The 15,438-nt window shown below is 33.3% G+C and carries 15 protein-coding genes; 9 read left to right on the forward strand and 6 right to left on the reverse strand.

Annotated elements, in window-relative coordinates; all coding sequences use genetic code 11:
• The first annotated feature begins 2 nt into the window (after positions 1–2).
• A complete protein-coding gene (locus GKZ88_RS06765; RefSeq protein WP_155101616.1) occupies positions 3–698 on the forward strand; it encodes a hypothetical protein in 696 nt (231 codons plus the stop codon).
• A gap of 138 nt (positions 699–836) precedes the next feature.
• Positions 837–1,856, forward strand: a complete 1,020-nt coding sequence (locus tag GKZ88_RS06770) for a DUF481 domain-containing protein (protein WP_155101617.1) — start codon at positions 837–839, stop codon at positions 1,854–1,856.
• A 69-nt stretch (positions 1,857–1,925) separates the two neighbouring features.
• Here the strand turns inward: GKZ88_RS06770 and GKZ88_RS22440 are convergent, their stop codons facing one another.
• The 4 genes from GKZ88_RS22440 to GKZ88_RS06790 form a co-directional block, all read right to left on the reverse strand.
• Complete coding sequence (locus GKZ88_RS22440) at positions 1,926–3,572, reverse strand: hypothetical protein (protein ID WP_230392471.1); 1,647 nt, start codon at positions 3,570–3,572, stop codon at positions 1,926–1,928.
• 6 nt (positions 3,573–3,578) lie between these two features.
• On the reverse strand, positions 3,579–4,715 hold the full coding sequence (locus tag GKZ88_RS06780; protein ID WP_155101618.1) for a hypothetical protein: 1,137 nt from the start codon (positions 4,713–4,715) through the stop codon (positions 3,579–3,581).
• A gap of 286 nt (positions 4,716–5,001) precedes the next feature.
• Positions 5,002–5,859: an MBL fold metallo-hydrolase gene (locus tag GKZ88_RS06785; RefSeq protein WP_155101619.1), complete on the reverse strand. Its 858-nt coding sequence runs from the start codon at positions 5,857–5,859 to the stop codon at positions 5,002–5,004.
• An 82-nt stretch (positions 5,860–5,941) separates the two neighbouring features.
• Entirely contained in the window at positions 5,942–6,862 is a 921-nt protein-coding gene (locus tag GKZ88_RS06790; protein WP_155101620.1) for a hypothetical protein, read from the reverse strand.
• A gap of 366 nt (positions 6,863–7,228) precedes the next feature.
• Here GKZ88_RS06790 and GKZ88_RS06795 point away from each other — a divergent pair, with 366 nt between their 5' ends.
• From GKZ88_RS06795 to sufD, 6 genes are all read left to right on the forward strand, one after another.
• Positions 7,229–7,558, forward strand: a complete 330-nt coding sequence (locus GKZ88_RS06795) for an iron-sulfur cluster assembly accessory protein (RefSeq protein WP_068841559.1) — start codon at positions 7,229–7,231, stop codon at positions 7,556–7,558.
• An 83-nt stretch (positions 7,559–7,641) separates the two neighbouring features.
• Positions 7,642–9,090: a Fe-S cluster assembly protein SufB gene (gene sufB / locus GKZ88_RS06800; RefSeq protein WP_155101621.1), complete on the forward strand. Its 1,449-nt coding sequence runs from the start codon at positions 7,642–7,644 to the stop codon at positions 9,088–9,090.
• A gap of 7 nt (positions 9,091–9,097) precedes the next feature.
• A complete protein-coding gene (locus tag GKZ88_RS06805) occupies positions 9,098–9,586 on the forward strand; it encodes a flavodoxin family protein (RefSeq protein ID WP_116751568.1) in 489 nt (162 codons plus the stop codon).
• A 13-nt stretch (positions 9,587–9,599) separates the two neighbouring features.
• Entirely contained in the window at positions 9,600–10,346 is a 747-nt protein-coding gene (gene sufC, locus GKZ88_RS06810; RefSeq protein ID WP_089053659.1) for a Fe-S cluster assembly ATPase SufC, read from the forward strand.
• A gap of 47 nt (positions 10,347–10,393) precedes the next feature.
• On the forward strand, positions 10,394–10,762 hold the full coding sequence (locus GKZ88_RS06815) for a four helix bundle protein (protein WP_012023264.1): 369 nt from the start codon (positions 10,394–10,396) through the stop codon (positions 10,760–10,762).
• A 117-nt stretch (positions 10,763–10,879) separates the two neighbouring features.
• A complete protein-coding gene (sufD, locus tag GKZ88_RS06820; protein WP_155101622.1) occupies positions 10,880–12,196 on the forward strand; it encodes a Fe-S cluster assembly protein SufD in 1,317 nt (438 codons plus the stop codon).
• Between the two features lie 79 nt (positions 12,197–12,275).
• On the opposite strand, the gene GKZ88_RS06825 is transcribed toward sufD, so the two are convergent.
• Complete coding sequence (locus GKZ88_RS06825) at positions 12,276–12,644, reverse strand: hypothetical protein (RefSeq protein WP_155101623.1); 369 nt, start codon at positions 12,642–12,644, stop codon at positions 12,276–12,278.
• A 3-nt stretch (positions 12,645–12,647) separates the two neighbouring features.
• Complete coding sequence (locus GKZ88_RS06830; RefSeq protein ID WP_155101624.1) at positions 12,648–13,997, reverse strand: serine hydrolase; 1,350 nt, start codon at positions 13,995–13,997, stop codon at positions 12,648–12,650.
• 221 nt (positions 13,998–14,218) lie between these two features.
• Between GKZ88_RS06830 and GKZ88_RS06835 the strand changes: the two genes are divergently transcribed.
• The gene (locus GKZ88_RS06835) at positions 14,219–15,433 is read left to right on the forward strand and encodes a cysteine desulfurase (RefSeq protein ID WP_155101625.1); all 1,215 of its coding nucleotides are present in this window, start codon (positions 14,219–14,221) and stop codon (positions 15,431–15,433) included.
• Positions 15,434–15,438: the final 5 nt, after the last annotated feature.

Below are 15,438 nucleotides of genomic sequence, written 5' to 3' on the forward strand. Positions count from 1 at the left end.
AAATGAAAAATTTTATATATCTATCAATAATCAGCTTAGTTTTTATTTCCTGCGGAGGCGGTTCTGACGATCCGGTTACGCCACCAGTAACAAACACAGCTCCATCTGTTCCAACATTAGTTGGTCCAGTTGATAATAAATTATGTCTAAACAATACTGTTTCTTTTCAATGGAACAGAGCAACAGATACGGAAAATGATGCCATAACGTATCAAATTCAAGTTGCAAAAGACAATGCTTTTACTCAAATTACTAAAACATTTGATGGAGCAGAAAATGCTGCCTCTTTTGTATTAGATAAAAACACAGCTTATTACTGGAGAATAAAAGCTACGGACGCTAAAGGTCTTGCTAGTGCATATTCATCTGTTTTTAAATTTTATACTTCTGGAGATGCGGTTGTAAACCACCTGCCATTTGCTCCAGAATTGGTTGCTCCAGCTTTAAATGCAGTTTTAAATGCAGGAACCGCTTCTTTAAAATGGACAGCTTCGGATGTGGATACTGCAGATGCTCTAACGTATGATGTTTATTTTGGAACAACAAATCCACCAACAGCGAAAATTGGTGAAAACAAATCAGAAAAGGCGCTTGATGCTGCAATTGAATCTGGCAAACAATATTTCTGGAAAGTTGTTGTAAAAGACAATAAAGGCGGAGAAACTGTTGGTCAAGTTTGGAAATTCAAAACCAACTAAAAAATAAAATCAACTAACCTTAAAAATCCCATTTTCAGTTTATTGAAAATGGGATTTTTTTATAATGCTTGCTTTACATTGCGTTTTTATTTCTAACTTTAATATTACAAGCTGATTATCAAAGAAATAAAATCCGATATGAAGAAAATCATACTTTTATTTTTTCTCTTATTTTTCTTCAAAATCAGTGCGCAGACTTCTGACACATTAGTCCTAAAAAACAACGACATTCTTGTTGGTGAAATAAAAATCATGAGCAAAGGTGTTGTCCAAATTGAAACTGATTACAGCAAAGATGATTTTAAACTGGAATGGAAATATGTAAAAAATATTGGGTCAGATAGAATTCATATTATAAGTCTGACCAACGGTGTTTTATTAAATGGAAAAATTTCAAAAATAAATGCTCCCAATAAATGCGAAATTACAAATGTCGAAACACAAACAAAATCTATAATTGACCTGACCGATATTGTGTACATAAAACCTGTCGACGAAAGTTTCTGGGACAGACTTGATGCTAGTTTTGATGCTGGAATAAAATTGGCTAAATCTCAAAACTTACAGCAATTAACGGTAAATGTAAATTTGGGATACACTGGAAAACGCTGGTACGGAACGGCCATGTACAAACAAATTCAATCCGTTCAGGATGAAAGCGATCCCATTCGCAGGATTGATACAGAGTTAAGTTATGTCCATTTATTACCAAAAGATTATTTTGTGCCGTTATCAGTTACCACTTTATCTAATACCGAACAAGATATCGATTTGCGTATCATTTCAAAAGCGGGCTACGGAAAATACCTCATGCACAGCAATAAAAAATATTGGGGAGTTGCTTCGGGATTATCTTTTAATCACGAGCGTTTTACAGAAACTACAGAAGCTAATAAAAGTTTGGAGCTTTTTATAGGAACCGATTTTAACTTGTATGACATTGGAGATTTCAGCATACAGACAAAAGCTACTGTTTTTCCGAGTATTACTGAGAGCAAAAGGGTTCGTACCGATTTTTCTTTAGACACAAAATACGATTTGCCTCTAGACTTTTTCATCAAGCTGTCATTTGTTTATAATTATGACAACAAACCAAAACCTGGAGCTTCAAAAGACGATTATGTTTTCCAGACTACCTTTGGCTGGAAATTAGATTGAAAACTTTAGAATAAAAAAAGGGCCGTCAAAAATGACAGCCCTTTCTTCAAATTGTAATTTAAAAGTAAATTATGAGTTACCACATAATTTAGTGTAATCGTCAAACATTTTGATATAAGTATCTTTATTTTCAAAATCGTATGCTCCTTTGTCGATATTCTCGATCATTTTAGGACAATCAGAGAAATATTCTTTTAATGCTTTTCTTCTTCCAAGGAAAACTGGAGGCAAAAAGAACTCTTCTTCAACTGATTTTTTCAAAGTATAAGCATCTTGTGGGAAGAACTCGTGATAAAGAGAAATTTTTCCTCCTTTTTTAACTTCTTCAAACATTGAATATCTTTTTGAACTTGTCCCTGGCGTGTCTCCAAATGAAATTGCAGAAACTCCTCTACCTGTTTTACCAATGATGTAAATTCTTCCTTCTTCGTCTTTTATATTAACAATCTTTTTCAAGTTTGTTCTTTCTGGTTTTTTCTGTCCGTCAATATAAATATAAACACTGCTTTTTTCTGAACCAATACCATCAATCATAGATCTTAAACCAGATACAGTTTGTTCTGTTCTTAAATCTACTAATTCAGGATAATCACTGATAACTCTAACTTTTCCTTTAAAAACTTTAGAATCTGTATCTAAAACTTCACCTTTAAATTCTGCATATCTAAACGCTGTTTCCGCTTTTTTGTATGATGCTAAAACTGGTTCTTGTGGTATTGCTTCAATAGTGAATGATTTCTCAGTCAGTTTTTTGTATTTATCAATATCTTCGATTAAAGTCGTCATGTATGGAAAATCTGTTCTCATACCTAAAAAGCTTTTTTCGTTTTCTTTTACTGCAGGCAAAAATTTAGCAGCTTCGTCAACTTTTCCTAAAAGAATGTAGGTTGCAGCCAAATTGTAATTTGCAGCAAATCTTACTTTTTTAGCTAAATCTTCGTCTTCTTTATCTTGAAAATTCACATATTCTAACCAATATTTTTGTGCTTCTCCAAATAAATCTCCCCAGTTCTCTCTGTCAACATCTACTAAAGTTGGCAATACTTGAACTGATTGATTGAATTCGTCTACATTAAATGTAGATTTTGATTTTTTCTTCTTTTCAAGATCAGTATATTTCAACTTTTCAATTTTAGGTCCGTACAAGTAAAAACCTTCAAATTCTTCGATCATACTGTAGAAATTGTCTGTCAAAATTTTATACGTCAAGTTCTCATAAGTCTCTGACGGATTTGTAACATACATACAAACTTTAGGAGTAGTATATCTTTTATAGATTACTTTTCCCGTTTTGTCTGTTATTTCAAGATTAGACTCTAAACCAATATAATAAGCCGGAGCTTTTTGGTAAGTTGTCTGTAAATATTCCTCGTCATTTACAAGTTCAAAACGAGTCAAATTGTATTTTACTTTAAAATCTCCTTCTTTTTGTTTTTTCAAACCTGAAATTCCAAAAGCTTGGTAAAATTTTTCAGCTGAAAAAGGCGCTTTTTTAATATTCATACTTTTTTCTAAACCTGGCGAAAGGTCTAAGATTATTTCATATGATTTATAACCTCCGTATTCTAGATTAGTTGGCGGTACAGGTCCGCGCAAATTTAACCTGTTTGTAATCGCTTCGGTCTTTCCAGTAGCCCAAGCGGTCATTTGAGCGCTAGCAGTCTGACTGATACCTGCAAGCATTAACAATAAAACAACTTGTGTAATTTTTTTCATTTGATTTTATTTAAGGGCCGGGTTATGGGTTGAATTTGTTTTAGCAACTTTGAAACTAGCAATTAAATTATTTGCTTTTTCGATAATAGCTTTCCCGTCGCTTTTATCATAATCGTTAGCAATTAATTTTTCAGATTCAGCAATCGCTTTTTCTGGCTGATCCAGCATTAAGTAAATAACAGCTAAATTAAAGTAAGCTGAATATCTCATTTTGCGAGATGGTTTATTGTCCTCAGTATATTTTGTTTTCAATGAATCGAAATACTCGATTAAAGGCTGCATGTTTGATTTCAAATCCTCAATTGGCTCATCAGCTTTCATCGTAGCAAATAAAGCTTTCACAGCCTGAATTGCTTCAATCTGAGTTTTTCCTTCATCACTTTTAGCATCTAAAATCCAAAGAATTTCATTGTCGCTTTTAGGTCTGAAACCGTAAGTAGAATTAACGCTGTAGTTAGCAGAACCTAATGATTTATCTGCAAAACCTCTTAACATTTGATCACGGATAGCACCTTTATTGATGTAGAAGTCTTTCATTGGAGTCGCTGAATCATTATATTCTTTTGACTTATATTCTACTTCTCCATTAAAATTAAGATTATAACCTTCTTTTGCTGCCGAAGTATCTTTTTTAACAACTGCATTTTTTAAGAATCGGTTTGATGCTGCAGCTACTTCTTTCGCTTTTTCCTGCTCAACTTGTTTGTCGTTTAAAGCCACTGGAGTAAGTGGTCCTTTAATCTTCATGTAACCTCTAGTTGCATACTTTGATGTAACAAAATAATATTCTTTTCTGCTGGTAACTTTTCCATCTCTGTCTTTGTTCTCTTCAACTCTAACTTGAGGAGAAGCTCCTTTTTCAACAAAGTCTTCCAAGTTTAGTTCTATTTGCACAGTACCGCCGGTTTCTACTTTTTTCCAGCCAGCAATGTAAATCTGGTCGTTAAGATTAGTCGGATTTACATACGTTTGCAATGCTCCTCCTAATTTTACTGTTGATGAATACGTTCTTTTCTCGTAAGGAACCGCTTCTTTAGGAAGTATTTGGTAATTTACGTTAAAATAAAAACGATCAAGGTCTACTTTCTGAGCTTTGGAGCTAAAAACAGACATTAATAAAATAAAAACAATAATTCTTTTCATAGGTTAATTATTAATAAATTTCGAGCACAAACCTATCTATAATTTTACTAAAAAACAACTTTATGAGGCTATCAACTCAAGAATTTTGTGTTAAATTTCACACATTGTAAAACTTTAACATAGTGCATACTATAAAAAATTATTTGTTAAATGTTAACAAATGGATAAGTCATAAAAAACTTACCGTGTAGTTATACAACTACAGATTTTTCCTATTCGCATAAAACAGAAAATTCCCGCCTTTTTTATTAAAAAAAAGCAGGAATTTTAAATTTTATAAAAAAGCCTAAAAAATAGCTTCGCAGGTAAATACCTCTTTCAAACGAACTCCTTTTTCAGTGTGTTCAACTGTTATAATTTGATTATGAGCATCATGTTCTAAAAACAAATAATAATTCTGATCGGCTGCCGAGTTCAGTAATTTTGCTTTTTCAGGCATTGTCAATAACGGACGCGTGTCGTAACCCATTACATACGGAAGTGGAATATGTCCGGCTGTTGCCAATAAATCGGCACAAAATACAATTGTTTTATCTTTATAATTAATATGCGGAATCATTTGTTTTTCGGTATGACCGTCAACGTAAAAAATATCAAAACCTAATTCACTCGAAAAGCCAAAACCGCTTTCTGGCCGTTCAACAAAATTCAATTGACCGCTTTCCTGCATCGGCAAAATATTTTCTGCCAAAAAAGAAGCTTTTTCACGCGGATTTGGCTTTGTTGCCCATTCCCAATGATTTTCATTGGTCCAAAATTTTGCATTTTTAAAAGCTGGTTCATAACCTGTTTTATCCGAATTCCACTGAACGCTTCCGCCACAATGATCAAAATGCAGATGCGTCATAAAAACATCGGTTATGTCATCTCGGTGAAAACCATATTTTGCCAGCGATTTATCAATAGAATGTGATCCCCAAAGCGAATAATAACCAAAAAATTTCTCTGATTGCTTGTCTCCCATTCCGGTATCAATCAAAATCAGGCGGTTTCCATCTTCCATCAGCAGACAGCGCGCTGCAATATCAATTAAATTATTGGCATCAGCAGGATTGGTTTTATTCCAAATTGTTTTTGGAACAACGCCAAACATAGCGCCTCCGTCTAACTTAAAATTTCCAGATTCTATTGGATAAAGTTTCATAAAAGTAATTTCTAGTAAATAAACAAAGCTAGCAATTCCTGCTGCTTTAAACTAAAAATTCTCTTTAAAACTTTTGCAGAGACTATTCTAAAGTAATCGAAGAACTGCCCATTATTTCTTGTTTGTCGAAGAAGTTGATAAAATAAGTTCCTTTTTTAAACTTGGCTAATTCATCATTTAAAACGCCATAAGCATTAGCCATCTTTCCTTGATAATCCACCCCAACTAAAAAACTGTAAACTAACGCCTTATCATTGCCAAATTCTATTAGTTTATTCTCTCCTAAAACGGTATTATTTTGATCTAAAACCTGAATATAATAGACTCTTTTTCCGGTTTTTGCAACAGAACTTCCATTGACAGAAAAACTAATTTTGAGCTTGTCCGTGTTTTTTGCTTTCGTAGTTTCTTGTTCTTTTCCAGAACTTTTTTCGTTAAGAGCTGTAACTTTAAAATTCCCTAAAGAAAGCTTTGAAGCATCTTTTAATGTAGATTCTAATTTTTTTTGTTTTGAAATTAAAGTGTCATTTGCAGCCTTTTGCTTATACATGACAACATTCTGATTTTCAATCTCATTTAACAAATTTTTATTCTGAGATTTTAATTTTTTAATCTCAGCAATTTTTGTATCTAACGTAATTTTCAAATCTGAAAGTTGGTTGCGGTAAATTTTAATTTGTTCGCTCGATGGATTTTTAGAAGCTCTTATGATTTCCATCAAATTCTCAATATTCTTTTTTTCAAGTTCTAATTCTTGAGAAAGTGCCGTTTTTTCGAAAATAGCAACATCATAAGCTAATTTCAAATTATTTAACGAATCTAATATATTTTCCTGATCAATAGACTCTGAGGCAGGACCAGTAATTTCTAATCTGCTTGCTGATGACTCATCTAAAGCGTTATTTGGTTCGTTGCTAAAAATCAAATATGTAGCACCTATACCAAAAATAAAAATTACTGCAAAAAGTGCTTTTATCCAGCTATCTTTGTAATTTTTCTTCATAATTAATCATAATTTTCTGCAAAAATACCATAAATTAACAACTACAAACAGGTAAATATACGGTATTTTAACTCTTTTATAAAACTCTTAACAGTTTAACAGTGAATAAATTAAGTTTTTGTAAGTTTCTTTTTATTTATCTAAGAATAACACCGCTTTACGAAGAATTTTAAAACACAAAATAACTTCTATCTATTTTAACATTTGTTATAATAATGTGAAGCGTTATGGAAAAAGGTTTTTAAGTCGTATCTTTGCAGACAATTTCATTTGAACATCGAAATTGGCATTTAATTTTATGTAATAATTTGATTACTATTTGAATGCAGATTAAAAATGATCTTTTAAAAACAAATACCATAAACAATGATAAAGGTTTCTGATACAGCCAAAAAGAAAATCATCGACTTGATGACAGATGATGGTTTTGATGCCGCAAGCGACTACGTAAGAGTGGGCGTAAAAAGTGGTGGATGCTCTGGTTTGTCGTACGATTTAAAGTTTGACAAAACCAAAGGCGATGATGACAAGATATTCGTAGACAATGATATACAAATAGCAGTTGAGAAAAAATCATTCCTATATTTAGCCGGAACAATTCTTGAATTTTCAGGCGGATTAAACGGAAAAGGATTCGTTTTCAATAATCCAAATGCAAGCAGAACTTGCGGATGCGGAGAATCATTCTCTCTTTAGTCAAAAGCCGAAAGTCGTAAAGTCATAAAGACTAAATTGACTTCAAACTTTGGACTTTAAAACTACTTAGACAATAAAAAATAATGAGCAAATACACAGAAGACGATTTAAAAATCGAACTCGAAACTAAAGAATACGAATACGGATTTTATACTGATATAGAATCTGAAACGTTTCCTATTGGCTTAAACGAAGACATCGTGAGAGCTATTTCTCTTAAAAAAGAAGAACCTGAATGGATGACCGATTGGCGTATTGAAGCTTTTCGCGCATGGAAAGAAATGATCGAACCGGAATGGGCAAATGTTCGTTACGAAAAACCAGATTTTCAAGCCATATCTTATTATTCAGCTCCTAAACAAGTAGATCCAAACAAAACTCTGGACGACGTTGATCCGGAATTGTTAGAAATGTACAAAAAGTTAGGAATCTCTGTTGATGAGCAAAAAATGATGAACAATGTCGCTATGGATATTGTTGTCGATTCTGTTTCTGTAGCCACAACTTTCAAGAAAACTTTGGCCGAAAAAGGAATTATTTTCTGTCCAATTTCTGAAGCTATCAAAGAACATCCTGAATTAGTAAAAAAATATTTAGGAACTGTTGTACCTCAAAAAGACAACTTCTACGCAGCATTAAACTCAGCGGTTTTCTCTGACGGAAGTTTCTGTTATATCCCAAAAGGTGTTCGTTGCCCAATGGAACTTTCAACGTATTTCAGAATCAATCAGGCAGGAACCGGACAATTCGAAAGAACTTTGGTTATTGCTGATGCTGGAAGTTACGTTTCTTATTTAGAAGGTTGTACTGCACCAAGCCGTGACGAAAACCAATTACACGCCGCTGTGGTTGAATTAATCGCTTTGGATGATGCTGAAATTAAATATTCAACTGTTCAAAACTGGTTCCCAGGAAACAAAGAAGGAAAAGGTGGAGTTTACAACTTCGTAACCAAAAGAGGTTTATGCGAAACAAACGCTAAAATTTCATGGACGCAAGTTGAAACAGGTTCTGCTGTAACCTGGAAATATCCTTCTTGCGTACTTAAAGGAGACAATTCGGTTGGAGAATTTTATTCAATCGCGGTTACCAATAATCACCAGCAAGCAGATACCGGAACTAAAATGATCCATTTAGGAAAAAACACTAAATCGACTATTATCTCTAAAGGTATTTCGGCTGGAAAATCACAAAATAGTTACCGTGGTTTAGTGCAAATCTCTCCAAGAGCGGACAATGCAAGAAACTTTTCACAATGTGATTCATTATTAATGGGTAACAATTGCGGTGCGCATACTTTCCCTTATATCGAAAGTAAAAATCCATCAGCAAAAATTGAGCACGAAGCAACGACAAGTAAAATTGGAGAAGATCAGGTTTTTTATTGCAACCAAAGAGGTATCCCGACTGAAAAAGCGATTGCCTTAATTGTAAACGGTTTCAGTAAAGATGTATTGAACAAACTTCCAATGGAATTTGCGGTTGAAGCGCAAAAATTATTGGAGATTTCGTTAGAAGGTTCGGTTGGATAATTGGAAGATGGAAAATAAAAAAGTCATCATTTTAGGTTCATCCCGAAAAAATGGAAACACAACAAAAATTGTGGATGAAATTTCTAAGGAACATCACATTGATGTAGTGAATCTAAGTGATTACAATATTTCGTATTATGATTACGAAAGCAAAAATATAGACGATGATTTTCTTCCTTTAATAAGAAGAATATTGGAAGAATACGACACCTTACTTTTTGCAACGCCGGTTTATTGGTATAATATGAGCGGTATTATGAAGGTTTTCTTTGATCGTATTTCAGATTTAATCCGAATTGAAAAAGAAACCGGAAGAAAACTAAGAGGAAAGAAAATTGGAGTGATTACAAATTCACACGATAATGAAATCGAAGACAGTTTTTACATTCCGTTCAAAAAATCAGCCGATTATTTAGGCATGGAATATTTAGGACACGCGCATTTTAATGCCAACATCCTAAACCAACAAACAAAAATAGAATTGACATTTATATAAAATAAAAAAAACAATGTTATCAATAAAAAACCTTCACGCCTCAATTGGTGATAAAGAAATCCTGAAAGGAATTAATATAGAAGTTAAAGCTGGCGAAGTACACGCTATCATGGGACCAAACGGTTCTGGAAAAAGTACACTTTCGGCTGTTATTGCCGGAAACGAAAACTACGAAGTTACGGATGGAGAAGTTTTCCTTGACGGAGAAGATCTTGCTGATTTAGCTCCTGAAGAAAGAGCACACAAAGGAGTTTTCCTTTCTTTTCAATATCCTGTAGAAATTCCTGGAGTTAGTGTTACTAATTTCATGAAAACGGCGATCAACGAAACTCGTAAAGCAAACGGACAAGAAGAAATGCCGGCAAACGAAATGTTGAAAGTAATTCGTGAGAAATCTGAATTATTAGAAATTGATCGTAAATTTTTATCTCGTTCTTTAAATGAAGGTTTTTCTGGAGGAGAGAAAAAAAGAAATGAGATTTTCCAAATGGCAATGTTAGAGCCAAAATTAGCAATCCTTGACGAAACTGATTCTGGTCTTGATATCGATGCTTTAAGAATTGTTGCTAACGGAGTGAACAAATTAAAAAGCGACAAAAACGCTATTATCGTAATTACGCACTACCAACGTTTGCTAGATTATATCGTTCCTGATTTCGTTCACGTTCTTTACAACGGAAGAATCGTAAAATCCGGAGGAAAAGAATTGGCTTACGAGCTTGAGGAAAAAGGATACGACTGGATCAAAGCAGAGAATTAGTCAGTCATAAAGTCGAAAGTCAAAAGTCATAAAGTCGAAAATACAATATGAGTAAGTTCAAATCTTTTGAGGAAATAAATTCCTGGCAAAAATCCAGAATCTTCAATAAGAAAATATATTTGATTACTGAAAATTCTAATTTCAAAAAAGACTTTGATTTTGTTAGACAAATAAGACGTGCATCACTTTCGATATCATCAAATATAGCAGAAGGTTTTGAGAGAAATACAGACAAAGAGTTTATTTACTTTTTATATGTAGCCAAAGCATCTGCAGGAGAAGTTAGATCTCAATTATATTTAGCTTTTGATTTAGAATATATTATAAAAGAAGAATTTGAAATGCTTTTAGAATCGATTACAGAAATATCGAAATTACTAAGCGGTTTCATTAAATATTTGAGCCCAAAGTCATAAAGTCGAAAGTCATAAAGTCAAAAACTTTATGCTTTAATTCTTGACCTTTAGGCAAAAACAGTCGACAATCCTAAGTCTTTTGACTTTCGACTTTCGACTTTAAGACTAAAAAGAACAATGGATTTAAAAGAAAAATTAGTATCGTCTTTTATGGCTTTTGAAGAGCGTGTCGATGTACATTCAGATTTACATGACATACGCACAAATGCTTTAAAAAACTTCGAAAATAAAGGTTTCCCAACCAAAAAAGAAGAAGCTTGGAAATATACATCGCTAAATGCCATCTTAAAAAATGACTTTACGGTTTTTCCAAAGCAGGAAAATGCAATCGAATTTAATCAGGTAAAAAAATACTTTTTACACGAAATTGATACTTACAAATTAGTATTTATCGATGGTGTTTTCAGTTCGCATTTGTCTTCTACAACGCATGACGGAATCGATGTTTGCTTGATGTCATCGGCATTGACCAAACCAAAATATAAAATGATTATTGATACGTACTTCAATCAGATTGCAAGTAAAGATGATAGTTTGACTTCATTGAATACTGCTTTTGCAATGGAAGGTGCTTTTATCAATATTCCGAAGAAAAAAGTAGCTGATAAACCAATTGAGATTATGTATTTCTCAACTGGAAATGAATCAGCTTTAATGGTTCAGCCAAGAAATTTGGTTATTGTGGGTGAAAATTCACATGTTCAAATTATCGAGCGTCACCAAAGTTTGAATGAAAACCCGGTTTTAACCAATTCGGTTACCGAAATTTTTGCTCAAAAACGTGCGATTATTGATTATTATAAAATTCAAAACGATAACAGTGAAGCCAATTTAATTGACAACACTTACGTTTCGCAACAACAGGAAAGTCATGCTTATGTGCACACTTTCTCTTTTGGTGGAAATTTAACGCGTAACAATTTAAACTTTTATCACTTTGGTGAAAGATTGACCAGTACGTTAAACGGAATTTCGATCTTAAATGACAAACAACACGTTGATCATTATACTTTGGTAAACCACGCAACACCAAACTGCGAAAGTTTCCAGGATTATAAAGGAATTTTTTCTGATCGTTCAACAGGAGTTTTCAACGGAAAAGTTTTGGTTGAAAAAGAAGCTCAAAAAACAAATGCTTTCCAAAAAAGCAACAACATTTTATTGAGTGACAAAGCAACGATCAACGCAAAACCACAATTAGAGATTTTTGCTGATGATGTAAAATGTTCTCACGGTTGTACAGTTGGACAGCTTGACGAAACAGCAATGTTCTACATGCAGTCTCGTGGTATTCCTCAAAAAGAAGCTAAAGCTTTATTGATGTACGCATTCTCAAATGCCGTTATCGAAAGCATTAAAATACCAGAATTAAAACAAAGAATTACTAAAATCATTGCCATGAAATTAGGCGTGAATTTAGGATTTGATTTGTAGAAAATTCTATTAATCTTAATATTCAAACCCGACAGTTTTTAAAACCTGTCGGGTTTTTTTTATTTAATTTTAAAAGCTACTAGCCTAATTTTTCTACTTTGCTTTTTAACAAATTAAGTTCTTTTGAAGAAATGGGCGAATACCAAAATTCAACATCTTTCCCTTCGTCTTTTAAAATAATTACTCCATTTTGAATACTTTCAATATCCTTAAAATTAATCATTTCATTATCAAAATAAATATTCTCTTCGTCAAACTCTATTGTTTTAAATTTCTTGAATTTTCTATTTAAAAAGAAAGCCCAAGAAGAAAACAAAACACAAAAAATAATTGCAGGAAGTTCCTGAATCAATATACTATATATTAAGAATCCAAATGACCCGATAAAAATTATTTTGAAAACCAAATTATATAAAAAGCTAATTTCATTGTTTAATTTATACCTCATAAATTATTTCTTCACACTCTCAATAATCCCTTTCAAAAACCCATTAAAATCAAAACCAGGTTCTTCTTCCTTCACTCCCATTCTCACAATTACCATATCCAAAGACGGAATAATCGCCACCATTTGACCCTGATAACCACTGCAATAAAACATATCTCTAGGAACATCTGGAAATTTTCCTCCGGCATTTAGCCAAAATTGCGCTCCATATTTTCCTTGAGAAGTATTCGTTGGTGTTGCTGTGTATTTTACCCAGCTTTCGTCCAGAATTTGTTCGCCGTTCCAGTTTCCTTTATGAAGATATAATAATCCAAATTTTGACCAATCTCTTGGCGTTGCCCATCCATAAGACGAACCTACAAAAGTGCCAGACATATCTTGTTCGACAATCATCGAATTCATTCCGATTTTATCGATTACGGCGCTGTACCAAAAATCAAGATATTCTTGTTGTGTTTTAAATTGGCTTCTTAAAATTCGGGATAATAAATTGGTTGTTCCTGACGAATAATACCAATGTGTGTTTGGTTTATATTTCGCTGGTTTATCCATTTGCACTTTTCCCATATCTTCAGATTGGAACAGCATTTGAGTTGCGTCGCAGATTGTGCTGTAGTTTTCTTCCCATTCTAAACCGGAATTCATGTGAAGCAAATCGTTAACCGTAATATTTTTACGTTCATCATTTTGCCATTCTTTGATTGGCGCTGGTTTGTAAATATCAATTTTTCCTTGTTTAGCTAAAACTCCAAAAGCCGAACTTGTAATACTTTTTGTCATCGACCAGCCTAAAATTTTGCTGTCTTTATTAAAACCCGTATCGTATTTTTCTCCAATTAATTTGTCTTTGTACAAAACAACAACGGCACGCGTACGTTTTGCTTTTCCGCCATTTTTATCGAAAGAATCATCAATTGCTTTTTTCAATTTTGCGTAATCTACATTCGCGAAAGCGGTATCTTTTGGCTCACTATTCCCGTAAGGAAAAGGAAGATTATTAACCAATTTTGTTCTTTTCGGAAGCAAATAGGGTTTTGAAACATCATAATCATCATTAATTAATAAAGCACCCAAACCGTCTCTGTAAATTGCTTTTCTTTCTTTCAAACCATAAACCGCCGATGTAGCAAATTTTCCGGCATCGTTAATTGTATTTGTTGCGAGATCTAATAAATGAATATCATTATCGGTTTTTTGAATTAAATCTAAAGAACGATGATCCATAAAATGTCCTGATGCCACACTTTTAGCAGAAAAACCAGAAATCAAATCCAATTTCGGATAAGTTGTAAATCCGAAATACAAGAAAGCAAGAACTAAAACAAGCGCCAATACTTTGAGAAACTTTTTCATAATGATGTTAGATATTTTTAATGCAATATAAATAATTTATGTTCACGTTTTTAGAACTCAAATTACAAATACAATTAAGATAATGCAGAAAACTGAATCAATTTTTATGGAATCAGCATTTACGCCTTCTGGCAATGGTGTCATAAAAGGAAATTATAGAATTGCCGTGGAAACAAATTTAGTTTTAGTACTTTTGTAAATAGATTTTTTCTAAATAAGACATGCTAGATATTCAAAAAATAAGAGCTGATTTTCCGATACTTTCACAAACTGTAAACGGAAAACCTTTAGTATATTTCGACAACGGAGCCACTTCGCAAAAACCACAAATCGTGATTGATGCAGAAGTGAAATATTATCAGGAAATCAACGCCAATATTCACCGTGGTGTTCACACTTTAAGCCAGTTAGCTACTGATGCTTACGAAATTTCTCGTGGCAAAGTGAAAGACCATATCAATGCAAAACATGCTCACGAAGTGCTTTTTACTTCGGGAACTACGCACGGAATCAACTTGGTTACAAATGGTTTTGCTTCTATCTTAAAACCGGGCGACGAAGTAATGGTTTCTTCATTAGAACATCATAGTAATATTGTGCCGTGGCAAATGTTATGCGAAAAAACCGGAGCTACTTTAAAAGTGATTCCGATGAACGAAGATGGCGAATTGATTTTGGAAGAATTTGATGCGCTTCTTTCAGAAAAAACAAAAGTTGTTACGGTAAATCATATTTCAAACGCACTCGGAATCATTAATCCGATTAAATATATTATTGATAAAGCACACGCTGTTGGATCTGCAGTTTTGATTGACGGTGCGCAGGCGGTTCCACATTTAAAACCAAATGTTCAGGAATTAGATTGTGATTTTTATGCTTTTTCAGGACATAAAATGTGCGGTCCAACCGGAACCGGAATTTTATACGGAAAAGAAGAATGGCTGAACAAACTTCCTCCTTATCAAGGCGGTGGCGAAATGATCAAAGAAGTGACTTTCGAAAAAACAACTTACGCTGATCTTCCTCATAAATTTGAAGCCGGAACTCCAAATATCGCGGGCGGAATTGTTTTAGGAACTGCGATTGATTATCTAAACACTATTGGTTTCGAAAATATTCAGGAATACGAAAACGAACTTTTAGCGTACGCGACAAAACGTTTATTAGAAATTGAAGGTTTGAGAATCTACGGAACCGGGAAAAATAAAGCATCGGTAGTTTCGTTTAATATTGATGGAATTCATCCATATGATATTGGTTCGATTATCGATAAATTAGGAATTGCGGTTAGAACCGGACATCATTGTGCACAGCCAATCATGAATTTCTTCTGTATTCCGGGAACGATTCGTGCTTCTTTCTCTTTCTATAATACCAAAGAAGAAATCGATCAAATGATCGAAGCCATTAAAAAGGCTCAAACAATGCTTAGCTAAAAAAA

The sequence above is a fragment of the Flavobacterium sp. LC2016-01 genome (genome assembly GCF_009711135.1).
GTDB lineage: Bacteria > Bacteroidota > Bacteroidia > Flavobacteriales > Flavobacteriaceae > Flavobacterium.

What these genes read in the sequence shown, in the direction of transcription:
- GKZ88_RS06765 (WP_155101616.1), top strand. Translation starts at nt 3, where the DNA reads ATGAAAAATTTTATATATCTATCAATAATCAGCTTAGTTTTTATTTCC.
- GKZ88_RS06770 (WP_155101617.1), top strand. Translation starts at nt 837, where the DNA reads ATGAAGAAAATCATACTTTTATTTTTTCTCTTATTTTTCTTCAAAATC.
- GKZ88_RS22440 (WP_230392471.1), bottom strand. Translation starts at nt 3,572, where the DNA reads ATGAAAAAAATTACACAAGTTGTTTTATTGTTAATGCTTGCAGGTATC.
- GKZ88_RS06780 (WP_155101618.1), bottom strand. Translation starts at nt 4,715, where the DNA reads ATGAAAAGAATTATTGTTTTTATTTTATTAATGTCTGTTTTTAGCTCC.
- GKZ88_RS06785 (WP_155101619.1), bottom strand. Translation starts at nt 5,859, where the DNA reads ATGAAACTTTATCCAATAGAATCTGGAAATTTTAAGTTAGACGGAGGC.
- GKZ88_RS06790 (WP_155101620.1), bottom strand. Translation starts at nt 6,862, where the DNA reads ATGAAGAAAAATTACAAAGATAGCTGGATAAAAGCACTTTTTGCAGTA.
- GKZ88_RS06795 (WP_068841559.1), top strand. Translation starts at nt 7,229, where the DNA reads ATGATAAAGGTTTCTGATACAGCCAAAAAGAAAATCATCGACTTGATG.
- sufB (WP_155101621.1), top strand. Translation starts at nt 7,642, where the DNA reads ATGAGCAAATACACAGAAGACGATTTAAAAATCGAACTCGAAACTAAA.
- GKZ88_RS06805 (WP_116751568.1), top strand. Translation starts at nt 9,098, where the DNA reads ATGGAAAATAAAAAAGTCATCATTTTAGGTTCATCCCGAAAAAATGGA.
- sufC (WP_089053659.1), top strand. Translation starts at nt 9,600, where the DNA reads ATGTTATCAATAAAAAACCTTCACGCCTCAATTGGTGATAAAGAAATC.
- GKZ88_RS06815 (WP_012023264.1), top strand. Translation starts at nt 10,394, where the DNA reads ATGAGTAAGTTCAAATCTTTTGAGGAAATAAATTCCTGGCAAAAATCC.
- sufD (WP_155101622.1), top strand. Translation starts at nt 10,880, where the DNA reads ATGGATTTAAAAGAAAAATTAGTATCGTCTTTTATGGCTTTTGAAGAG.
- GKZ88_RS06825 (WP_155101623.1), bottom strand. Translation starts at nt 12,644, where the DNA reads ATGAGGTATAAATTAAACAATGAAATTAGCTTTTTATATAATTTGGTT.
- GKZ88_RS06830 (WP_155101624.1), bottom strand. Translation starts at nt 13,997, where the DNA reads ATGAAAAAGTTTCTCAAAGTATTGGCGCTTGTTTTAGTTCTTGCTTTC.
- GKZ88_RS06835 (WP_155101625.1), top strand. Translation starts at nt 14,219, where the DNA reads ATGCTAGATATTCAAAAAATAAGAGCTGATTTTCCGATACTTTCACAA.